The organism is Methylobacterium sp. NEAU K (assembly GCF_030700285.1).
Classification (GTDB): Bacteria; Pseudomonadota; Alphaproteobacteria; order Rhizobiales; family Beijerinckiaceae; genus Methylobacterium.
The window spans coordinates 1-21,904 of record NZ_JAUYZJ010000026.1 but is presented as its reverse complement, the minus strand read 5'-3'; the positions used below and the strand labels follow the sequence as shown (position 1 = coordinate 21,904).

At 67.0% G+C, this 21,904-nt stretch carries 20 protein-coding genes; 15 read left to right on the top strand and 5 right to left on the bottom strand.

Annotated elements, in window-relative coordinates:
- The first annotated feature begins 111 nt into the window (after nucleotides 1-111).
- The 10 genes from Q8W67_RS19260 to Q8W67_RS19215 all read left to right on the top strand — a co-directional run bounded on the left by Q8W67_RS19260 (nucleotide 112) and on the right by Q8W67_RS19215 (nucleotide 10,881).
- Nucleotides 112-357: a hypothetical protein gene (locus Q8W67_RS19260; RefSeq protein WP_305548683.1), complete on the top strand. Its 246-nt coding sequence runs from the start codon at nucleotides 112-114 to the stop codon at nucleotides 355-357.
- A gap of 75 nt (nucleotides 358-432) precedes the next feature.
- Nucleotides 433-1,935, top strand: a complete 1,503-nt coding sequence (locus Q8W67_RS19255) for a phosphomannomutase/phosphoglucomutase (RefSeq protein WP_305548680.1) — start codon at nucleotides 433-435, stop codon at nucleotides 1,933-1,935.
- A 305-nt stretch (nucleotides 1,936-2,240) separates the two neighbouring features.
- Nucleotides 2,241-3,449, top strand: a complete 1,209-nt coding sequence (locus tag Q8W67_RS19250; RefSeq protein ID WP_305548677.1) for a polyhydroxyalkanoate depolymerase — start codon at nucleotides 2,241-2,243, stop codon at nucleotides 3,447-3,449.
- A 135-nt stretch (nucleotides 3,450-3,584) separates the two neighbouring features.
- Complete coding sequence (locus tag Q8W67_RS19245; RefSeq protein ID WP_305548675.1) at nucleotides 3,585-6,227, top strand: TIGR02302 family protein; 2,643 nt, start codon at nucleotides 3,585-3,587, stop codon at nucleotides 6,225-6,227.
- 69 nt (nucleotides 6,228-6,296) lie between these two features.
- Nucleotides 6,297-6,482, top strand: a complete 186-nt coding sequence (locus tag Q8W67_RS19240; RefSeq protein WP_305548673.1) for a twin transmembrane helix small protein — start codon at nucleotides 6,297-6,299, stop codon at nucleotides 6,480-6,482.
- A gap of 134 nt (nucleotides 6,483-6,616) precedes the next feature.
- On the top strand, nucleotides 6,617-7,243 hold the full coding sequence (locus tag Q8W67_RS19235) for an acyloxyacyl hydrolase (protein WP_305548670.1): 627 nt from the start codon (nucleotides 6,617-6,619) through the stop codon (nucleotides 7,241-7,243).
- Nucleotides 7,244-7,256: 13 nt separating this feature from the next.
- Nucleotides 7,257-7,829 (top strand): cob(I)yrinic acid a,c-diamide adenosyltransferase, encoded by a 573-nt coding sequence (locus Q8W67_RS19230; RefSeq protein WP_305548668.1) that lies wholly within the window; start codon nucleotides 7,257-7,259, stop codon nucleotides 7,827-7,829.
- Between the two features lie 210 nt (nucleotides 7,830-8,039).
- Entirely contained in the window at nucleotides 8,040-8,789 is a 750-nt protein-coding gene (locus tag Q8W67_RS19225) for an electron transfer flavoprotein subunit beta/FixA family protein (protein ID WP_305548785.1), read from the top strand.
- Nucleotides 8,790-8,855: 66 nt separating this feature from the next.
- Nucleotides 8,856-9,809 (top strand): electron transfer flavoprotein subunit alpha/FixB family protein, encoded by a 954-nt coding sequence (locus tag Q8W67_RS19220; RefSeq protein WP_305548665.1) that lies wholly within the window; start codon nucleotides 8,856-8,858, stop codon nucleotides 9,807-9,809.
- 190 nt (nucleotides 9,810-9,999) lie between these two features.
- On the top strand, nucleotides 10,000-10,881 hold the full coding sequence (locus tag Q8W67_RS19215; protein ID WP_305548663.1) for a 3-hydroxybutyryl-CoA dehydrogenase: 882 nt from the start codon (nucleotides 10,000-10,002) through the stop codon (nucleotides 10,879-10,881).
- 99 nt (nucleotides 10,882-10,980) lie between these two features.
- Here the strand turns inward: Q8W67_RS19215 and Q8W67_RS19210 are convergent, their stop codons facing one another.
- From Q8W67_RS19210 to Q8W67_RS19195, 4 genes are all read right to left on the bottom strand, one after another.
- Nucleotides 10,981-11,283 (bottom strand): hypothetical protein, encoded by a 303-nt coding sequence (locus Q8W67_RS19210; protein WP_305548661.1) that lies wholly within the window; start codon nucleotides 11,281-11,283, stop codon nucleotides 10,981-10,983.
- Between the two features lie 112 nt (nucleotides 11,284-11,395).
- Complete coding sequence (locus tag Q8W67_RS19205; protein WP_305548659.1) at nucleotides 11,396-12,409, bottom strand: NAD(P)H-quinone oxidoreductase; 1,014 nt, start codon at nucleotides 12,407-12,409, stop codon at nucleotides 11,396-11,398.
- A 126-nt stretch (nucleotides 12,410-12,535) separates the two neighbouring features.
- Nucleotides 12,536-13,777 (bottom strand): ABC transporter substrate-binding protein, encoded by a 1,242-nt coding sequence (locus Q8W67_RS19200; protein WP_305548656.1) that lies wholly within the window; start codon nucleotides 13,775-13,777, stop codon nucleotides 12,536-12,538.
- A gap of 120 nt (nucleotides 13,778-13,897) precedes the next feature.
- Nucleotides 13,898-14,530: a DUF938 domain-containing protein gene (locus Q8W67_RS19195; protein ID WP_305548654.1), complete on the bottom strand. Its 633-nt coding sequence runs from the start codon at nucleotides 14,528-14,530 to the stop codon at nucleotides 13,898-13,900.
- Between the two features lie 319 nt (nucleotides 14,531-14,849).
- Here Q8W67_RS19195 and kaiC point away from each other — a divergent pair, with 319 nt between their 5' ends.
- The 4 genes from kaiC to Q8W67_RS19175 are packed head-to-tail and all read left to right on the top strand — an operon-like array spanning nucleotide 14,850 to nucleotide 18,947.
- Nucleotides 14,850-16,538: a circadian clock protein KaiC gene (gene kaiC / locus Q8W67_RS19190; RefSeq protein WP_305548651.1), complete on the top strand. Its 1,689-nt coding sequence runs from the start codon at nucleotides 14,850-14,852 to the stop codon at nucleotides 16,536-16,538.
- Nucleotides 16,535-16,876 (top strand): circadian clock KaiB family protein, encoded by a 342-nt coding sequence (locus Q8W67_RS19185; protein ID WP_305548649.1) that lies wholly within the window; start codon nucleotides 16,535-16,537, stop codon nucleotides 16,874-16,876. The genes kaiC and Q8W67_RS19185 overlap by 4 nt, the downstream gene beginning before the upstream one ends.
- Entirely contained in the window at nucleotides 16,873-17,193 is a 321-nt protein-coding gene (locus tag Q8W67_RS19180; protein WP_370693908.1) for a circadian clock KaiB family protein, read from the top strand. The genes Q8W67_RS19185 and Q8W67_RS19180 overlap by 4 nt, the downstream gene beginning before the upstream one ends.
- Nucleotides 17,190-18,947: an ATP-binding protein gene (locus tag Q8W67_RS19175; RefSeq protein WP_305548647.1), complete on the top strand. Its 1,758-nt coding sequence runs from the start codon at nucleotides 17,190-17,192 to the stop codon at nucleotides 18,945-18,947. Before Q8W67_RS19180 ends, Q8W67_RS19175 begins: the two co-directional genes overlap by 4 nt.
- Nucleotides 18,948-19,265: 318 nt before the next feature.
- Here Q8W67_RS19175 and upp read toward each other — a convergent pair whose 3' ends face one another.
- The gene (gene upp / locus Q8W67_RS19170; RefSeq protein WP_305548645.1) at nucleotides 19,266-19,901 is read right to left on the bottom strand and encodes a uracil phosphoribosyltransferase; all 636 of its coding nucleotides are present in this window, start codon (nucleotides 19,899-19,901) and stop codon (nucleotides 19,266-19,268) included.
- Between the two features lie 633 nt (nucleotides 19,902-20,534).
- Between upp and Q8W67_RS19165 the strand changes: the two genes are divergently transcribed.
- Nucleotides 20,535-21,904, top strand: a 1,370-nt coding sequence (locus Q8W67_RS19165) for a methyl-accepting chemotaxis protein (RefSeq protein ID WP_305548643.1), incomplete at its 3' end; no start/stop codon positions are given.

Genomic DNA, 21,904 nt, shown 5'->3' with positions numbered 1-21,904 from the left:
GTGCTTTAAGGGTCCTGAACGAGAGAGGAAGCACCCAGGCAACCACAACGCGGTGGCTCGGACGCCAGAGCACCCCGCGGACCTTTCGATTGCTCGAAACTGAGGTCCGTCATGTCCGAATTGCTTTCCGTCGCCCTGGTCTGTGCCGGTACGCTGCTCGCGCAGGATTGCTCCCGCGACACAGCTCTCGACATCATCGTCTCTCCGGCGCACACGCCGATGGAGTGCCTGATGCACGCGCAGACCATGGCGGCCCAGGCAGGGCTGCCCGGCGGCGGCGACCGTTACCTCAAGATCGCCTGCGAGCATCGTCGGACCGATGGTGAGCACGGCCCGATCGTCCGCCGGGCCTCGTGAGGCGGGCAGACCTTCCCCCCGGTCCGATGATTCGCTAGGGCCTGCGCGTATCTAAGGTCGAGCGGAGCTCAAGCGATGTTTCCCAAGCCTGAAGCGGGCCTTGCGCCGAACACCTTCGCGTTCGAGCAGCTCCCGCTGGTCAAGCCCACGGGTTTCCGCGAATACGACGCGCGATGGCTGTTCCCACAGGACATCAACCTGATGGGGGTTCAGGCGCTGGGCCTCGGCATCGGCACGCTGGTGCACGAGATGGGCGTGCGTCCCGACATCGTCACCGGCCACGACTTCCGCAGCTACTCGTCCTCGATCAAGCTCGCGTTGATCGCCGGCATGCAGGCCGCGGGCCTCCGGGTGAAGGATATCGGGCTGGCGCTCTCGCCCATGGCGTATTTCGGCCAGTTCGCGCTGGACTGCCCGTGCGTGGCGATGGTCACCGCCTCGCACAACGACAACGGTTGGACCGGCGTGAAGATGGGCGCCAACCGGCCCATGACCTTCGGGCCCGAGGAGATGACCCGGCTCAAGGAGATCGTGCTCGGCGGGACCTATCAGTACCGCGATGGCGGCTCCTATGAGTTCGTCGAGGGCTTCGCCGAGACCTACCTGAAGGACCTGAGAGCCCGGGCCAAGCCGCTGACCCGCAAGCTAAAGGTCGTGGCCGCCTGCGGCAACGGCACCGCCGGTGCCTTCGCGCCGCGGCTTCTGGAGGCGCTTGGCGTCGAGGTCGTCCCGCTCGACGTCGATCCCGATTACACGTTCCCGCGCTACAACCCCAACCCGGAAGACATGGAGATGCTCCACGCCATCGCGCACGCCGTGAAGGAGCACGGCGCCGATGTCGGTCTGGGCTTCGACGGCGACGGCGACCGCTGCGGCGTGGTGGACAACGAGGGCGCGGAGATCTTCGCCGACAAGATCGGTGTGATGCTGGCGCGCGACCTCGGCAAGCTGCATCCGGGCTCGACCTTCGTGGTCGACGTGAAATCCACCGGCCTCTACCACACCGACCCGGAGCTTCAGGCCCAGGCGATCAAGACCGATTACTGGAAGACCGGCCATAGCTACATCAAGCGGCGGGTAAACGAGCTCGGCGCGCTGGCGGGCTTCGAGAAGTCCGGGCACTTCTTCTTCAATGAGCCGATCGGGCGCGGCTATGACGACGGCCTGCTCACTGCCATCGCGGTGCTGGAGATGCTCGACCGCAACCCTGGCAAGTCGATGGCCGACCTCTACCGGGCCCTGCCGAAGACCTGGGGCTCGCCGACCATGTCGCCGCACTGCGCCGACGACGTGAAGTACGGGGTGGTCGAGACCGTGACCGAGCGGTTCCGCGCCATGAAGGCGGCGGGCGAGCCGATCGCCGGCTCCAAGATCGTGGATCTCGTCACCGTCAACGGTGTCCGGATCACCACGGAGGACGGGACCTGGGGCCTGGTGCGCGCCTCGTCCAACAAGCCGGAGCTTGTCGTCGTGGTCGAGAGCCCGGTCTCGGAGGAGCGCCTGCGCGCGATGTTCAAGGGTGTCGATGCCGTGCTGCGGGAGAATGCCGAGGTCGGCGCCTACAATCAGACGATCTGAGCCGGGTACCCCCACCGGACCGCCACGCGCGCACTCAGGTCGTGCGGCGGCAGCCCATGCCGAAGGCGCGTCGCCGCGTGCGAGCCTGCACACACGGAGCTGCGGCCGACATCCGTGACAAGTTGGTGCAACAAAGTCACGGCCGCGGTTTTCCTGTTCGTCTCCGCCTTTTGGACGGTTGCGGCGCCTCCAGGACCGACCCATCCTGCACGGCCATGCTGATGCAGATCCCATCCCGGCATCCGCCAAAGGTTGCCGTCCCGATCGCCCGCGTACCGGGCCGGGCGCCTGCGAGTGCCCGCCCGATGCTGTACGACACGTTCGACCTGCAGACCGACATCGCCGCCCAGACCAGGGCCTGGGGCCGGGTCTTGAACGACGCATGGTCGCCCTGGATCGCCTGGAGCGAGCCGGCCCGGTGGATGTCGGCCGGCGCCCGCATGATGATGCGCGCCGGACTCACCTTCGCGCGGCCCGCCTATGGGATCGAGGCGGTCAATGTCGGCAACCGGAGCGTGCCCGTCAGCGAGGAAGCCGTCGAGGTCACGCCCTTCGGCACCCTGCTGCACTTCAAAAAGGACATCCACACCGAGCAGCCCAAGGTGCTGATGGTCGCGCCGCTGTCCGGCCATTTCGCCACGCTGCTGCGCGCCACAGTGCGGACGATGCTGCCTGACCACGACGTCTACATCACCGACTGGCATAATGCGCGCGACGTGCCCCTGTCCGAGGGCAAGTTCGGGTTCGACGATTACGTCGCCCACCTCATCCGATTTCTGCAGGTGATGGGTGAAGGCTCGCACATCGTGGCGGTCTGTCAGCCGGCCGTGCAGGCGCTGGTGGCAGCCGCCGCGATGGCACAGGCGAAGGATGCGGCGGCCCCGCGCAGCATGACCCTTATGGCGGGGCCGGTGGATTGCCGGGTCAACCCGACTGGCGTGAACGAACTCGCGACGTCGAAGCCGATCGAGTGGTTCGAGAAGAACCTGATCGCCACCGTTCCCGCCCGGCACAAAGGCGCCGGCCGCAAGGTCTATCCTGGCTTTGTTCAGGTCTCGGCCTTCATGTCGATGAACGCCAAGCGCCACATCCAGGGCCATAGCGACCTGTTCTGGCACATGGCTAAGGGCGAGGAGACCAAGGCGGAGGCGATCGAGACCTTCTACGACGAGTATTTCGCCGTCCTCGACCTGGCGGCCGAGTTCTACCTCGAGACCGTCAAGATCGTGTTCCAGGATTATACCCTGGCCAAGAATGACCTGACCTATCGCGATGAGCCGATCGACCTGGGGGCGATCCGTCGCACCGCGCTCATGACCGTCGAGGGCGAGCGGGACGACATCTGCGCCGTCGGCCAGACCATGGCGGCGCACGATCTCTGCACAGGGCTCGCCCCGTACATGCGGTCTCACCACCTCCAGGCCGGAGTGGGCCATTACGGCGTTTTCGCCGGAAAGCGCTGGGAGACGCAGATCTACCCCCAAGTGCGCAATTTCATCCAGGCGCACAATTGATCGTCGGCGTGCCCAAGGTCGCGCCGATTTGACCCGCCGACCGCCGCGGCCCACCATGCTAGCCTCAGGAAATCGGAGCCCGGATCCCGCCGGGCCCCTGTGACTTATCCTTTGGCGTGAGGCGGAACGGTCGGCGTGATCGACAGGGACGGCTTCGGCAGCAGCACCGGCAGGACCGGCACCGAGACCGGGCAGGCGGCCGCTGCGCGGCTCGACCGTCTGGTGGCACAGGCACGCGCGGCTTACCTGTGGGAGCAGGCATGGCCGGTCCTCTGGCGTGGGCTCGGCATCGGCCTCCTGTTCCTTGTTCTGTCCTGGTCCGGGCTCTGGCTCGATCTCGCTCCGCTCTGGCGCCAGATCGGGCTGGCCGCCATGGCCATCCTTCTGGTCGGCGCACTCCTGCCCCTCGTGCACCTCGCCCGGCCTGATCGGCGCCAGGCCCTGGCGCGCCTCGACCGGGAGGCCGCGGCCCGCGATCCGGCTCTGCGTCACGGCCCGGCCTCTGCGGCGCAGGACTCGCTGGTTGTCGGCGCCGCGGATCCCGGCAGCCGGACGCTCTGGGACCTGCACCAGCGCCGCGCCGCGCAGGCGGTGGCGGCTTTACGGGTCGGCCTTCCGCGCCCCGGCATGGCCAAGCATGATCCCTTCGCGGTGCGCGCGGGGCTTGTCGTCGCCGCAGTGGCAAGCCTGTTCGTGGCCGGCCCCGAATGGCGCGAGCGGATCGGCGCTGCGTTCGACTGGCACGAGCCGGCCGCGCCGGGGCCGAATTTCCGCGTGGACGGCTGGATCGACCCGCCGCTCTACACGCGCCTGCCACCGCTTCTGATCGCAATGGACGGTAGCGACCAGCATCTGCGGGCGCCGATCAACGCGCAGCTGATCGTGCGGATCGCCGGCCAGGGGAAAGCGGCGGCTCAAACAGCGCTGACGCCGAATGCCGGGCTCGTTCCGGTTCCCGGGCAGGAGCAGCGCCCCGACCTGCGCGAGGAGCGCTACCGCATCATCGGCGGAGCCGAACTGGTGATCGTCACGCCGGCCGGCCGGCAGCGGCTGACCGTCGAGGCGATTCCCGACAGGCCGCCGGAGGTGACCCTGGTGGGCGCCCCCGAGGTGAACGGCCGCGGCACCTTCAATCTCACCTACCGCGCCAAGGACGATTACGGGATCAGCTCCGCAGAGGGAATCGTCGAGCCGCTCAAGCCGGGCCGCTCCCTCGCGCCGGTACCGCGGATCGGCCTCGCGCTGCCGGCCGAAGCCACGGGCGAGGCCGACACCAAGACCCTCGTGGACCTGACCGACAGCCCGTGGTCCGGCGCGCGCGTGCGCTTCCACATCGTCGTGAAGGACGAGGCCGGCCAGGAGGGCCGCACCCCGGATACCGAGATGACGCTGCCGGCCCGTCCGTTCCGCGATCTCCTGGCGCGGGCCCTGGCCGAGGATCGACGGCGGCTCGTCACGGCACCCGATACCGATCGACGCTGGGTGCAGGGCGCGCTCGACGCGCTCCTCGTCGCACCCGACCAATTCACGCCGCAGCCCGCGGTGTTCCTCGGGCTCAAGACCGCGACCGAGCGCCTCCGCGGCGCGACCACCGATGCCGAGCTGGTGGAAGTCGCCGATCTCCTCTGGGAGATGGCGTTGAAGATCGAGGACGGCGATCTTTCGGATGCCGAGAAGCAACTGCGCCAGGCGCAGGACCGGCTGAAGGAGGCGATCGAGCGCAACGCGCCGGACGAGGAGATCAAGCGCCTCACGCAGGACCTCAAGCAGGCGCTCGACAAGTTCCTCTCGCAGATGGCCGAGAAGCAGAGCCGCCAACCCAGCGACCAGTCCGAGCGCAGCCAGAACAACCAGCAATCGAAGACGGTGACGCCCGAGGATCTCGACAAGATGATCCAGGACATGGCCGATGCGATGAAACGCGGCGATACCGCGGAGGCGCAGCGTCTCATGGAACAGCTGCGCAACATCCTGGAGAATCTGCAGACCGCCGAGCGAGGCAGCCGCTCCGACCAGGCATCCCGGGAGATGCAGAAGCAGATGCGCGATCTCGACGCGATGTCGCGCGAGCAGCAGGGCCTGCGGGACGAGACCTTCAAGGACGGCCAAGAGAAGCGCGGCGTTCAGCGGCCGCCGAACCGCGGACAGCAGCAGCAGCAGGGACAGCGCGGCCAGCAGGGGCAGCCCCAGCAGGGTCAGCCCCAGCAAGGACAGGGCAAGCAGGGTCAGAACCAGCAAGGCCAAAACCAACAGGGCCAGCAGGGCCAGCAGGGCAATGTCGGTGATCGTCAGCAGGAACTTCGCAAGCGGCTGGAGGACCTGGAGCAGCGCATGAAGGAAAATGGCATGCGCGGCGAGCAGGGGCTGTCCGATGCCGAGGACGCCATGCGTGAGGCCGAGAACGCCCTGAAGGACGGCGACTCCGGTGAGGCGGTAGACGCCCAGGGCCGCGCGCTCGATGGTCTCAAGCGCGGCGCCGAGGGCATGGCCCAGCAGATGCAGGAGATGGCTGAGGGCCAGGGGCAGGGCGAGGGTCAGCAGGAGGGCGGACAGCAGCCCGGGCAGCAGGGACAGGCCGGCGCCCGCGACGACGATCCCCTCGGCCGCCCGACGCGGGGCCGCGACATGAGCGACGGTCGCGTCCGCGTCCCGACCGCCGACGAATCGGCCGTCCAACGTGCGCGGCGGATCATGGAAGAACTGCGGCGCAAGCTCGGCGACCCGAGTCGTCCCCGCGAGGAACTCGACTATTTCGAGCGCCTGCTCCGACGTAACTGATCGCACCACCGCCTTCCTCAGCGACGGTCGCCGGATGACGGCGCCCGCCGGATTCGGATCCTCGCCGCCATGTCGTCTAACCTGCTCGTCCTCGTCGCCTGCCTGGCGGTTGTCACGGTCCTATTGCTCGGCCTCGCCAACATGATGCGCGGCGGCAGTGCCAATCTCTCGCAAAAGTTGATGCGTTTGCGCGTGCTGCTTCAGTTCGTGGCGATCGTGATCATCATGGGGGTCGTCTGGTGGCGCTCGGCCTGAACCGTCGGGAGTGTGACCGTGCCGCCGCACCGTGCGGCTTTCGCCCCGGCAGGGGATGAATTGGCCGGTTGCATCTACGGACCTCGTGCTACGCTCGGCGAAGCGATTTTGCCAAGCCGAGACGGCCAAGCCTGATGATTGCCGCCCTGCGCCTCTGCGCCCTCAGCCTCATCCCCGGGGCGGCGATCCTGCCGGCCTCGGCGGCCGACGCCCCGCCGCCGCCCGCGGCCTACGCGGCACCGGTTCAGCCGCTCAGCATCGTCTCGGAAGTACGGATCGGCGGTGCCGTGCAGGATCCCGGCAGCGCCGAGGGCAAGCTCCCTGGCTTCAGCAAGGCCAACGTCAACGGCGAAATCCTGTTCGCCAAGCCGCAAGTCAGCCCTGATCCGTTCTGGCAGGCCTTCGTGCCGCGTCCGACGGTCGGCGGCAGCTACAACACCGGCGGCCGGACCAGCTACGCCTATCTGGGTGCCACCTGGACCGTCGAGATCTTCCCCGAGACGCTGGGCCGGCGCGTGTTCCTGGACGGTTTCTTCGGTGGCGTCGCCCATAACGGCTATACCGGGCCGAAGGCGGAGACCCCGTACGGCTTCAACACCCTCGGATGCTCACCCATGTTCCGTGAGGCCGCGGCTCTCGGCTTCCGGCTGACCGAGCACTGGAGCGTCATGGCCACCGTCGAGCATATGTCGAATGCCGGCCTCTGCGCCAACAACCGCGGACTGACCAACTTCGGCGGCAAGCTCGGCTACACGTTCTGAGGCGCGAGGATCCTTGGTCAAGCTCAACCGCATCTACACACGCACCGGCGACAAGGGCACGACCGCGCTCGCGGATGGGCAGCGGCGTTCGAAGGCGGATCTGCGGGTCGAGACCTACGGCACGGTCGACGAGACCAACGCCTGCATCGGGATGGCGCGCCTGCACACACTGGGCCGCCTCGATGGGATGCTGGCTGCGATCCAGAACGACCTGTTCGACCTCGGGGCGGATCTCGCCACCCCCCCGAGCCAGGAGCCGCTGTCCTACGAGCCGTTGCGGATCGTCGCGAGCCAGGTCGAGCGGCTGGAGCGCGACATCGACGCCCTCAACAAGGCGATCCCGCCTCTGAAGTCCTTCGTGCTGCCCGGCGGCTCTGCCGCCGCGGCCGCGCTTCACCTCGCCAGAACCGTCTGCCGCCGGGCCGAGCGCCTCGCGGTGAGCCTGGCGGCCCGGGAGGACGAGATCGTCTCGCCCGAGGCCCTGCGCTACCTGAATCGCCTCTCGGACTTCTTGTTCGTCGCGAGCCGCGCGGCGAACGCGAATGGGGCCGACGACGTGCTCTGGGTGCCGGGCGCCAACCGCTGACGCGGCGGATCGGCGGTCGCGCCCTGCGCGGCTGAAGCCGTCTTTCACCGACCGCGCCCTTTGCCCGGGTCGCGCCGGCCGCGTTGACAAGGCCGAAATGTGGCCGTTACGGTCCGCGCGCCCTGCGTGCCCCCGTCTCTCCGCGCCTCAGGCAGTTGAGAGAAAGGTGGGTGCGGCGACAAGAATTTCCCGGGAAGGATCGTGACCGCCATGAAGGTGCTGGTGCCCGTCAAGCGGGTGGTGGACTACAACGTCAAGATCCGCGTGAAAGCCGACGGCTCCGGGGTCGAACTCGCCAACGTCAAGATGTCGATGAACCCCTTCGACGAGATCGCGGTCGAGGAAGCGATCCGTCTCAAGGAGAAGGGCAAGGTCACAGAGATCGTGGCTGTCTCGATCGGCCCGCAGCAGGCGCAGGAGACCCTGCGAACCGCGCTCGCCATGGGCGCCGACCGCGCCATCCTGGTCAAGACCGACGTGAATTGCGAGCCGCTGGCGGTTGCCAAGCTCCTCAAGGCCGTGGTCGAAAAGGAAGGGCCGCTGCTCGTCATCCTGGGCAAGCAGGCGATCGACGACGATTCGAATCAAACCGGACAGATGCTGGCCGCTCTGCTCGGCTGGCCGCAGGGCACCTTCGCATACAAGATCGAGGCGGGCGAGGGCAGCCTCGACGTGACCCGCGAGGTCGACGGCGGCCTCCAGACGGTGAGCCTGAAGCTTCCGGCGATCGTCACCACCGACCTGCGCCTGAACGAGCCGCGCTACGCGTCGCTCCCCAACATCATGAAGGCCAAGAAGAAGCCGCTCGAGGAGCTGAGCCCTGAGAGCCTCGGTATCGATGTGACCCCGAAGCTCAAGGTGCTCAAGACCGCCGAGCCGCCGGGCCGCTCCGCGGGCGTCAAGGTCGGCTCCGCGGCCGAGCTCGTGCAGAAGCTCAAGGTCGAAGCCGGCGTCATCTGATCCGCTCGCGACGCTCCCGGTCTCGGTCGAGCGTCGCGCCATCTCCTTCAAGGGCACCAGAAGACCATGACGACACTCCTCTTCGTCGAGCACGGCAACGGCCAGATCAAGGACGGCACGCTGAAGGCGCTCACAGCCGCCAAGGCGATCGGCGCCCCGATCCACGCCCTCGTCTTGGGTGCCGGATCGAAGCCCGCGGCCGAGGCTGCGGCCAAGCTCGACGGTGTCGAGAAGGTCCTGAACGCCGAGGACGCCATCTACGATCACGATCTGGCCGAGCCGGTATCCGCGCTGATCGCGTCGATCGCCGGACCCTACGACATCATCATCGCTTCGGCCTCGACCACGGGCAAGAACGTGCTGCCGCGGGTGGCCGCCCTGCTCGACGTCGCGCAGGTCTCGGACATCATCAAGGTGGTGGCGCCCGACACGTTCGAGCGGCCGATCTACGCGGGCAACGCGATCCAGACCGTGCAGATCCCTGCGGGCAAGACGGCGATCACCGTGCGCACGGCGGCGTTCAAGGCGGCCGCCGAGGGCGCCGCGGCGGCACCGATCGAGGCCGTCTCGGCCGCTGCACCGGGGGACGGCGGCTCGACCTTCAAGGGCGAGGAAATCGCCAAGTCCGACCGGCCGGAGCTGGCCTCCGCCCGGATCATCGTGTCGGGGGGCCGGTCTCTCGGTTCGTCCGAGAAGTTTCACGAACTGATCGAGCCGCTGGCGGACGTCCTCGGCGCCGCGGTGGGCGCGTCCCGCGCCGCCGTGGATGCCGGCTACGCGCCGAACGACTGGCAGGTCGGCCAGACCGGCAAGGTCGTGGCGCCGGACCTGTACGTGGCGGTGGGCATCTCGGGGGCGATCCAGCACTTGGCCGGGATGAAGGACTCGAAGGTCATCGTCGCCATCAACAAGGACGAGGACGCGCCGATCTTCCAGGTCGCCGATTACGGCCTCGTCGGAGACCTGTTTCAGATCGTCCCGGACCTGAAGGCGGAGATTGGAAAGGTCAAGGGTCAGTAAGGCCCTGTTCGCCCGGCAGGGTGCAACACGCGGGCGTTGTCGCAGTGTGCATGTCCGCGGGTTCCTTCCGCGCGCGAGAATAGTCTAGAAGTCTGAGACGGCCGGTCTTCGCACGGGCTGTCGCGTTGGCGCGGTCCGTCTCGTCGGGCGTCCGTGCTTCAACGTCCGCATCAAGGGCACAGGTCGACAGATGGACATGGAGATCAAGCGGGTCGGCATCATCGGCGCGGGCCAGATGGGGAGTGGCATCGCGCAGGTCTGCGCCACGGCCGGTCTCGACGTCCTGCTGAACGACCGCGATCCGGCCCGTCTTGAGAACGGTCTCGGTTCGATCGAAGGCGGCCTCGCCCGGCTCGTCTCCAAGGGAAGCATGAGCGAGGGGGAGAGCCGCGGCGTGCGGGGGCGCATCCAGCCGGCTCATAGTTTCGCGGATCTGGCACCGTGCGACCTCGTGATCGAGGCTGCCACCGAGAACGAGGCGACCAAGCGAGAGATCTTCTCGAACCTCTGTCCGTCGCTCCGGCCAGACGCGATCGTGGCCACCAACACGTCGTCGATCTCGATCACCCGGCTCGCCGCGTCTACGGACCGGCCCGAGCGGTTCATCGGCATCCACTTCATGAATCCGGTGCCGGTGATGCAGCTCGTGGAGCTGATCCGCGGCATCGCCACAGAGGATTCGACCTACGAATCGTCCAAGGCGTTCATCGCCAAGCTCGGCAAGACGTCGACGATGTCGGAGGATTTCCCGGCCTTCATCGTCAATCGCATCCTGCTGCCGATGATCAACGAGGCGATCTATACGCTCTACGAAGGTGTCGGATCGGTCGAGTCGATCGATACCGCCATGCGTCTCGGCGCCAACCACCCGATGGGCCCGCTCCAGCTCGCCGACTTCATCGGACTGGATACCTGCCTGTCCGTGATGCAGGTGCTCTACGAGGGACTGGCCGATTCCAAGTATCGGCCGTGCCCACTTCTCGTGAAGTATGTCGAGGCCGGCTGGCTTGGCCGTAAGGCCAAGCGCGGGTTCTACGATTACCGCGGAGCGACTCCGGTCCCGACACGCTGACGCGCAAACCGGACGATCACGGCCAATCGGCCGGCGGCGGCCCTGTCCCGATCCACTCGCTTGGCATGTGGGACGGCGACGGGCGCCGTCCGGAGCATGCTACTTGGCGCCACCATCGGCGCCCGGCTGGGCCGGCTGCGGGTAGGACGGATTGCCGCCCGGGACCGCAGTGCTGTTCGAAGGCGATGCGCCGTTGGGCTGGCCATTGACCGAACCGGTCACCTCGCGACGCGACGCATCCTGGCTCTGGCTGGCATAATCCTTAGGCGCATTCGCCCCGTTCCATGTGAGCAGGCCCACGGTGGCGATCGCCAGCAGGACGAGGCTGGCGACCAGGACCCAAAGGACGGGTTTGCCGCGCTCACCCTGCCGGCTGTCCTGCGGGTTCAGTTTTTCGGCCATGTCCAAATACCTCGTCGACGGAACGCAATGCTCCGAATAGCGCCTGCGACACGATCTCGTTACCGGCCGCCAACGCGGCGTCGACGAGGCGGGTTCCTGCCGGTCCGCGCCGCTACCGGCCGGTGGTCAGCAGGATCTTGCCGAGATGGGCGCTGGATTCCATCAGTTCATGCGCCGCCTGCGCCTGCTCCAGGGGGAAGGTGGCATGCGTCACGGAGCGGATCCGGCCGGCATCGAGCTCCGGCCAGACATCCTTCCGCAGCCCCTCGGCGATCGCGGCCTTGTCGCCCTTCGAGCGCGGTCGCAGGGTCGAGCCCGTGAAAGTCAGGCGGTTGCGCATGATCGGCGTGATGTTCAGGCCGTCAACCTTGTAGCCGCCCATCAGGGCGATCATCACCAAGCGTCCGTCCGGTGCGAGTGACTTGAGGTTTCGCGCCAAATAGCTAGCACCGATCATATCGAGGATGACGTCGACGCCGCGCCCGTCGGTGAGGCGCTTCACCTCCTCGGCAAAATCGGCCTGTTTGTAGTCGATCGCCGCATCCGCCCCGAGATTCTCGCAGAACCGGCATTTCTCGGCCGATCCCGCGGTCGCGAACACCCGAGCGCCAAGATGCTTGGCCATCTGGATCGCAGTCGCACCGATGCCGCTCGAACCGCCATGCACCAGGAAGCTCTCGCCCGGGGCGAGCCGGCCGCGCTGCACGACATTGGAATAGACCGTGAAGAAAGTCTCCGGCAGCCCGGCCGCGTCGATGAGAGAGATGGCATTCGGACGTTTCAGGCAGTGGGACGCTTCGGCCACGGCGAACTCGGCATAGCCGCCACTGATCACGAGCGCGCACACCTCCTGGCCCACCGAAAGGCCCTCGACGCCCTCTCCCAGTTTGGCGACACGGCCCGCGACTTCGAGGCCCGGGACCTCGGTCGCGCCGGGCGGCGGCGGATACAGGCCGGCGCGCTGCATCATATCCGGGCGGTTCACGCCCGCGGCCACCACCTCGATCAGCACTTGTCCCGGTCCCGGGCTCGGCAGCGCCACGCTCTCGACGGCGATCACCTCCGGCCCGCCAGGGCCCGAAAATCGGATCTGGCGCATGGTCTCGGGCAGGGCGGTGCTGGCCATCGAAGCGTCCTCAACGCGTGCGTGTTCCGGGCCGCGCCCAGGGGGCGGCGGGTCCGGCTCTACTTGCGGCAACGGGCGCTCTTGGCAAGCGCAGCGCCCGTGTCCTGTCGTTCTACGCGATCGCGCCTATCGCGCCGCAGCCTTCACGGCAGCCGGCAGGACGATCTGTCCTTGGGCGAGGCTCTTGGGCCAGATCGCCACCTGTTTGCCGTCCTGCCACTGCGCCATCAAGCCGGTGACGAAGCCCGGTCCGTACTTGATGGAGTGCGTGAAAGGATCGTCCTTCCCGTAGAACTGCGTGCGGCCGACCGTGCCGACCCAATCGGTCTTCTCCAGCGCCTCGACCAGCTTGTCGGCCTCGGTGGAGCCCGCGCGCTTCACCGCGTCGGCGGTATAGTAGACTTGGTCATAGGCCATGTAGCCGGCGTAAGACGGGTCACTCCCGAACCGCTTCTTAAAGGCCTCGCTGAAAGCGAGCGACTTGTCGGTGATCGCCGCCCCGGGCACGGCGATGCTCTGGAAGATGACTCCCTGTGTGGCGCCGTTGGTATTGGCCCAAAAGGTCGAGGAGGTCGCCTGCGAGTTCATGCCGGTCATCGCCAGGGGCACCTGCTGGTTCTGCCACTGCACGGTCGGCTGCACGCCGACATGCGAGATGCCGGTGACGATCAGGTCGGGCTTGGCCGCCTCGATCTTGTTGTAGATCGGCGTGAAATCCCCCGTGTCCGGCGAGAAGCGAATGTGGTCGACAACCTTCACGCCGATCTCGGGAAGGCACTTCTCGTAACCGACGTCGAGCGGGCGGGTCCAGGCCGCATCCTCGCTCATGATCGCGGCCGTCTTCACCTTCATCAGGTCGAGGAGCATGTCCTTGGTCGAGTCGCAGATTGACTGCGCGAGTGCTGCGGATGTGAGATATCCGTGGAAGGTGTACTTGTTGCGCGCATAGTCCTTATGGACGGCGAGGCTGATCTCGTTGGAGGCCGCGCCCGGGGTGATCATCGGGGTCTTGAGCCTTGCCGACCACGGCATCAGGGCTAGCACGACCTCGGAGATGTAGCTGGCGATGACGAGGTTGACCTTGTCCTCCGAGACCGCGCGCTGGAAGGCGCGCACCGCGTCCGAGGCCGAGCTCTTGTCGTCGTAGGTGACGACCTGAATCTGGCGCCCGTCGACCCCGCCCTTGGCGTTGATCTCGTCTGCGGCGAGCTGGACAGCCTGCGGGATCGAGGCGCCGACCACCGACTGCGCCTCGGCGATCACGCCGATCCGGATCGGATCTGCCGCCCGCGCCTCTCCCGCGACACACAATCCGGCCGCCGTCAAAGCCGCGATGGCCCGGCTCGAATAGCTGCGATACGTCGCCATTTTGCTTCCTCCTCCGGACCGTGCGGTTTTTTCAATCGCATCGGGGTCACGGACGAATTGTGTAGCATTCGGTGAGGTGAATACAATGTGCAGTCTGCGAAGCGCGCGGCGTTCCCGCGATCAGTTCCCCGTCAGCGCCGCCCGGCGATAGACCAGGCTCAGGTTGTTGGCCGGCATGGCAATGCGTCGGATCAGCTCCAGTCCGGCCGTCGCGGCGACCCGCGAGACCGCCTCGAGGTCCCGCACACCCCAGCGCGGGTCGCGGGCGCGCAGATCCGCGTCGAAGGCGGCATTGCTGTCGGCTCCATGTCGCCCGCCCTCCCGGAAGGGGCCGTAGAGGACCAGCACCCCGCCTGCCGGCAGTGTGCGCCCGGCGCCGGCCATCAGTCCCTCGGTGGCAGCCCACGGCGCGATGTGGATCATGTTGATGCAGACGATCCCGTCGACGCAGGCGACCGGCCATCGGTCCGAGGCCGCATCGAGGTCGAGGGGCGGCAGGATGTTGGCCACCCCGGATCGACGGGCATGGGCCGCCACGCTGCGCCGGGCCGCTTCCTCCGGATCGCTCGGCTGCCAGGTCAGGCCGGGCAACGCCGTCGCGACATGGACGGCGTGCTCGCCGGATCCGCTCGCGATTTCCAGGATCGTTCCGGTGGCGGGCAGGACTACGCGGAGGACGGCCAGGATCGCATCCCGATTGCGGGCGACGGCCGGAGCGGGCAGTGCATCGCCGTCGAGGTCCCAACCCAGCATCGACCTCTCTCCGCCGCGCATCCGTCGATTTCCGAAGACGGCAATCCATACCCTATCGTTCTTCGGGCATGGCTGTCTTGCCTTGCGCTCGGAACGACGTTGTCATACCGGCTTCCGGGCCGATGTCGCCCAATCTTCGCGGCGTTTCTGACTGTGTCTGTTGCATGGCGGTCGGGTGAGCCCGGTCCGTGGCGAAGCGGCATGGGGGCAGCGGCCATCGCGATGGTCCCGTCCCCCGGCCTGTATCCCGGAGGGTCCGCTCGTCCAGAGCCGCGCCGCGCCCCAACCTTCGTTAGAGACGTGCAGGACTGCGACCGACGTGCCTGACCAGAAAGCCGCCCTTACGTTGCCCAAGACACCGACCGGCATCGAGGGCTTCGACGCTGTGACCTATGGCGGCGTTCCGGCCGGGCGGCCGTCGCTGATCTGTGGTGCCGCGGGCTGCGGCAAGACCCTGTTCGCCTCCACCTTCCTGGTCAACGGCGCGACCCGGTTCGGGGAGCCCGGCGTCTTCATGAGCTTCGAGGAGCGGGCCGAGGATCTGGCGGCCAACGTCGCCTCCCTGGGCTACGACCTCGACGGGCTCGTCGCCGACGGGAAGCTCGCGATCGATCACGTGCGCGTGGAGCGCAGCGAGATCGAGGAGACCGGCGAGTACGACCTCGAAGGGCTGTTCATCCGCCTCGGCTTCGCGGTCGACAGCGTCGGCGCCAAGCGCGTGGTGCTCGACACGATCGAGACCCTGTTCTCCGGGTTCACCGACCCATCGCTGCTGCGCGCGGAACTACGCCGCCTGTTCGGATGGATCAAGGATCGCGGCCTGACCGCGGTCATCACCGGCGAGCGCGGCGACGGGCAGCTCACCCGCCAGGGGTTGGAGGAATACGTCTCGGACTGCGTCGTGCTCCTCGACAACCGGGTCGAAGACCAGATCACCACCCGCCGCCTGCGGGTGGTGAAGTACCGCGGCTCGGCGCACGGCACCAACGAATACCCGTTCCTGATCGACGACAAGGGCATCAGCGTCCTGCCGGTGACCTCGACCGATCTGGACTACGCGGTGTCGACCGGCGTGATCTCGTCCGGCATCGACGGGCTCGACGCCATGCTGGCTCCGGGGGGCTTCTATCGCGGCTCCAGCATCCTCGTCTCCGGCGAGCCCGGTACCGGCAAGACCATGCTCACGGCGTCCGTGATCGACGCGGCCTGCAGGCGCGGCGAGCGGTGCATGGCGTTCGTGTTCGAGGAGAGCGGCGCCCAGATCTGCCGCAACGCCCGCTCGATCGGACTCGACCTCGGCCGGCACGTCGAGAGCGGGCTGCTGCGATTCGAGGCGGCGCGGCCGAGCCTGTTCGGCCTGGAGATGCATCTCGCGCGCATGCACCGCGATCTCGAGGCGTTTCGGCCCGACGTGGTCGTGATCGACCCGATCTCGGCCCTGCGTGGCCCTTCGAGCGAGCTCCAGGCGACGCTGCTGCGGATGATCGACCTGATCAAGTGCCGCGGCATCACCGCCGTCTTCACCAGCCTGCGCACCGACGGATCGATCGGCCAGGGTGACGACCTCGGCGTATCCTCGCTGATGGATGCCTGGATCAAGCTCCTCAACGTCGAGGCGAATGGCGAACGGACGCGCACGCTCTACGTAATCAAAGCGCGCGGCATGAGCCACTCGAACCAGATCCGGGAGTTTCTCATGTCGTCGGAGGGCGTCCGCCTCGTGGATGCCTATATCGGGCCGGCGGGCGTTCTGACCGGGACGGCGCGTCTGGTGCAGGAAGCGAACGAGAAGGCGGCCGCCCAGTTGCATGCGCACGAGACCGAGCGCCGAGTCCGGGATGTGGCGCGGCGGCGTTCGGCGATCGAGCGGCAGATCGAGGAGCTGCGCGCGAGTCTGGAGGCGGCCGAGGACGAAGAGGACCTTCTGCGCACCGAAGACAGATTGCGCGCGGCGCATTTGGAGGACGAGCGGCGGGAACTGATAGCGCGACGGAGTGCTGCGGAATGAGCGAGACGACCTCTCAAGGCGGCGAGCCGGAGACGGATCCCGACGGTGATCCGGGGCGCTATCATCTGCGCCTCTACGTCGCCGGCCAGACGGCAAAGTCGCTTGCCGCGATGACCAATCTCAAGCGCTTCTGCGAGACGCACCTGTCGGGCCGCTACGACATCGAGGTCATCGACCTCCTGAAAAACCCGCAGCTCGCCGCCGGCGACCAGATCCTGGCGATCCCGACCCTCGTGCGTCGGCTTCCGTCGCCGCTCAAGCGGATCATCGGCGACCTCTCCAACACCGAGAAGGTGCTCGTCGGCCTCGATATCCGCTCGCGGGCGGAGCAGCCTTGAGCGCCGACACCCCGGCTTCGGGCATGCCGGATCAATACCGTCTGAGGTTGTTCGTCGCCGGCACCGCGCAGCGTTCGCTGCGGGCGGTGGAGGTGCTGCGTCGACTCTGTGAAACGCATATCGCGGGTCGCTACGAGTTGGAGATCATCGACATCTATCAGCAGCCCGACTTGGCCGAGCGCGACGGGGTGCTGGCCGCGCCCACCCTGCTCAAGATCGCCCCCCTTCCCGAACGTCGGATCACCGGCGACCTTCTCGACGAACGCCGCATCCTGCGCGGCCTCGAACTCGACCCCGCTGTGGAGGCGCGGAGATGAGCGTCGATGCTCTGCTGCCGGGTGGCGATCCAACTCTGGACGCGTATCGGGCGCATATTCGGGAGCTCGAGGCGCGGCTGGAAGAGAGCGAGGAAACCCTAGCGGCGATCCGGCGGGGCGATTTCGACGCGGTGGTGGTCGAGGGCCCCAACCACGAGCGCCTCGTCTACACTCTGGAGAACGCCGACCGGCCCTATCGCGTCCTGATCGAGCAGATCCAGGAGGGCGCGTTCACCCTCGGGCTGGACGGCACCGTGCTCTATTGCAACCGGCGGCTGGCCGACATGCTCGGCGAGCCGCAGGAACGGCTGATCGGCCGGTGCCTGGGCCAGTTCCTGCAGCAGGATACCGACCTCGACCACCTTATTCAGCAGGCGATAATCGCCCCGGTGCGTGAGGAGATCGACCTCAGCACGCCCGCCGGGTCGGAGCGCGCGACCTTCCTGTCGCTTAGCCGTTTCGAGCGCCAGGGCGACGAACCCCTGCTCTGCGGAGTCCTGACTGACCTGACCGAGCAGAGGCGCAACATGCGCGCCCTGACCGAGGCGCATGCCCGCCTCCAGGCCGAGAGCGTTGAGCGCGAGCGCGTCGAGGAGGCTCTGCGCCAGTCGCAGAAGCTGGAGGCGGTCGGCCAGCTCACCGGCGGCGTCGCGCACGACTTCAACAACCTGCTCACGGTCATCAAGTCGTCCACCGACCTGCTCAAGCGCCCCGATCTCGCTGAGGAGCGACGCCGCCGCTACGTCGAGGCCATCTCGGATACGGTCGACCGGGCCGCCAAGCTCACCGGTCAGCTCCTCGCCTTCGCCCGCCGCCAGGCACTGAAACCCGAGGTGTTCGAGGTCGGAGCTTCCTTACGCGCGGTGGCGGAGATGCTCGACTCGGTCACGGGCGCGCGCATTACCGTCGTCGCCGAGCTTCCGAACGAAGCCTGCTACATCCGCGCAGATCTCAGCCAGTTCGAGACTGCCCTGATCAACATGGCCGTCAATGCCCGCGACGCGATGGGTGGCGAGGGCACGCTGACCCTGCGGCTCGCGGGCGGGCGGCCGATGCCGGCGATCCGCGGCCATGCGAGTTCGCGGAGCCTGTTCGCGGCGGTGTCGCTTTCCGATACCGGGGTCGGCATCGCGGCTGATGTCCTGCCGCGCATCTTCGAGCCGTTCTTCACCACGAAGGATGTCGGCAAGGGCACCGGCCTCGGGCTCTCCCAGGTATTTGGCTTCGCGAAGCAGTCGGGCGGGGACGTCGACGTGTCGAGTGTCCCGGGCGACGGGACGACGTTTACCCTCTACCTGCCGGAGGTCGAGGCCTCGCCGGAGGCTGCGGGCGCTGCGCCGGGTGACGAGCGCGGCTCCGAAGAGGCCAATCTTTGCGTGCTCGTTGTCGAGGACAATGTTGAGGTCGGCCGCTTCGCGACCCAGATCCTGGAGGACCTCGGCCACACGACCGTCTGGGCGACAAACGCGGAAGAGGCGCTCGACGAGATCGAGAAGATCCCGTTCCGCTTCGACGCCGTGTTCTCCGACGTGGTGATGCCCGGGATGGGCGGGATCGCGCTCGCCCGAGAATTGCAGCGGCGCCTGCCAGACCTGCCCGTCGTGCTCACCTCCGGATACAGTCACGTCCTCGCGCAGGAAGGGGTGCACGGGTTCGACCTGATCCAGAAGCCCTACTCGGTCGAGCAGCTCTCTCGGGTCCTCCGTAAAGTGGCCCTCAAGGGCCAGACCGAGCGCCGGATGGGGAAGCGCTAGTGCTCGCCCGTGCGGCCTCCGATGATTGCAGGACGCCCGGCATCGCCCGGATTTACCTGAGGCGCCGGATTGCCGGTTCCCGCCGGCAGCGAGCAAGAGACTGACCGGGCGGTGCTCAGGCTCAGGACCGGATCACTTCCGGACCGCCGGATTGGTCGACGACCCGGTCGCGTCAGTCTTGGGAAATCCGGCTCCCGTCCAGATCAGGCCCTGACTCGGCCAGTCGGAACCTAGTCGCAGGCGTACAGAAGAACGGCATCCGAGGCGGAAAGCGTGCTCGGTTGCCGCCCCCCGGGGGAACCGGGCGCGGCCCGCTTGTCACCGCGTGCCGTACATGCGGTCTCCCGCATCGCCCAGGCCGGGCACGATATAGCCGTGGTCGTTGAGGTGGCTATCGATGGCCGCGGTCCAGAGCGGCACGTCGGGATGAGCGGCCTGGAACTTGGCGAGCCCTTCGGGGGCCGCGAGCAGGCAGACGAAGCGCAGGTCTGATGCGCCCCGCGCCTTCAGCCGGTCGAGCGCCGCGATGGCCGAATTCGCGGTGGCGAGCATCGGGTCCAGCACCAGCACGGTCCGGTCGGCAAGGTCCGAGGGGGCTTTGAAATAATACTCGACCGCCTCGAGCGTATCCGGATCACGGTAGAGCCCGATATGGGCGACCCGCGCCGAGGGGACCAGCGACAACATTCCGTCGAGGAAGCCGACGCCCGCCCGAAGGATCGGGGCGAGGACCAGCTTCTTGCCCTGGATCTGTCGCCCCTCCATCGGCTGGAGAGGTGTCTCGATTGTGACGGGTTCGAGCGGGAGGTCCCGGGTTACCTCGTAGGCGAGGAGCATGCCGATCTCGTTCAGGAGCTGTCGAAAGCCCTTGGTCGAGCGGTTCTTGTCCCGCAAGTGGGTGAGCTTGTGCTGCACCAGGGGGTGATCGACCACCGTGACCCGACCTGTCGGCATCGCCGCCCCCTCTGCCCCGAAGAGCGAGCAATGCCGGAGCGTGCGCCGGGGCGCAACGTCGCTCCAAGGCGAAGAATCGGCATCCGATCGCGATCGCCATGGTCCCCGCGCGATGAGGAAGCCCTGGATACCGATGGCGCCGCTGTCCTCGCCGAAACGGGCAGGTCCGAGTGACAAGCGCCGCCGCGGGGCGCGTCCGAGACGCAGGAAGTGCGGTAGGAACTGTTCCCCGCTCCCGCTCCTGATATTTGTATTCTCTGCATCGTGAGACAGATATTTAGATCTGATATTATATAAATTCGATTATTAAGTCATAATTTGAATTTTTTATCATCCATGCGTCGCCTTCTGATTGATCGCTTCTTCGAGTGTGCATGAGCGCGATGGTCAACATCACGAAAATGTGAAAATTTCTCTGATTAAGAGAAAATATCAATGATTCGAATTCGAATATTGTTTCTGCCGACCGTTTAAAATGGAGATATTATTCAATAAAAACGACTTAAGATCGATATATTACATTACATCTGGATATTTTCGATTGAATTATCATACCCTTATCTGGAATAATCATTATGTATGTAAGATCGGAGGCCGCTTCCGGCTGCCCCGTCGAGCAGCCCCACGAAAGCCATGCATCTCGAGCTCTCACTCAAGACAAAGCTTGCCGTAATCTTCTGTTTGTTCGCTCTGATCGCTGCGGTGCAGGGCGGATTTTCTGTTCTTAAGCTTTCCGATATTCGGACATCCGTAACGGACGTTGCCACCAGACGGTTGCCCTCCGTCGCGACGATCAACGATATCGAGATCGCGGCTTCGGAAGTACGCATCAAGCAGTATCGCCTGACGACGTTGTCCGATACGCCCGAACGCCGCGCAGCGAACGAGGTCCAGCTCGCAGCCACCCATGCACTGCTCGGCAAGGCGCGGGCGGCCTACGAGCCTCTGATGTCCGCCTCCGAAGAGCGAAGCCTGTACGATGACTTCGCGACCTTGTGGAGCAAGTACGAGCGGGACGACGGTGAAATGCGCCGCCTGATGGAGGCTGGCCGCCAGCCCGAGGCGCTCGCGCTGATCACCGGGCCCGACACGGTCAAGCTCTACGATGATGCGCGCGCCACGCTCGCCCGTCTGGTTGCCGTGAACGAGCGTAACGCGAGCCGCGAAGCCGACGCGACAGTGGACCGGGCTAAGGCTGCGGCCACGGCTGCCTATGGCAACGTCACCCTGTCGATCGTCGCGGCCTTGGCGGCGGCCGCCTTCTGCCTGTTCCGCATCTCCCGTCCGATCCAGCTCATGACGGCCGCGATGTCCCGGCTTGCGGACGGAGACACCGTCGCAGAGGTCCCCTTTCGGCAGCGCCGCGACGAGATCGGCGCGATGGCGGCTGCGGTCCAGGTGTTCAAGGACAACCTGATCCGTATCCGCGCCCTGGAGGCAGAGGCCGTCCAGACGCGGGCCGCCGCCGAAGAGCAGCGCAGGACCGGCATGCGCCGGTTAGCCGATGGCTTCGAGGCCGCGGTCGGCGGCATCATCAGGAAGGTTACGTCATCCGCTTCCGCACTGCAGGCTACGGCGCAGACCATGACGGATATCGCTGCCCAGACCGCCAGCCAGTCGACCACGGTCGCGGCCGCCGCCGAGGAAGCGGCTTCCAACGTCGGCACCGTGGCGGCGGCCGCCGAGGAGCTGGGCTCGTCGGTCGAGGAGATCGGCCGGCAGGTCGACGGCTCGGCCAAGCTCGCCCAGGTCGCGGTCGCCGAGGCCGGGCAGACCGGCGCGCTGGTGCAGGAGTTGAGCAGCGCGGTGGCGCGGATCGGCGACGTGGTCGGGCTGATCGCGTCGATCGCCGGCCAGACCAACCTGCTGGCGCTCAACGCCACGATCGAGGCGGCCCGGGCGGGCGAGGCCGGCCGGGGCTTTGCCGTGGTGGCCGCGGAGGTCAAGGCGCTGGCCGAGCAGACCGCCCGGGCCACCGGGGAGATCGCCGGCCAGATCGCGCA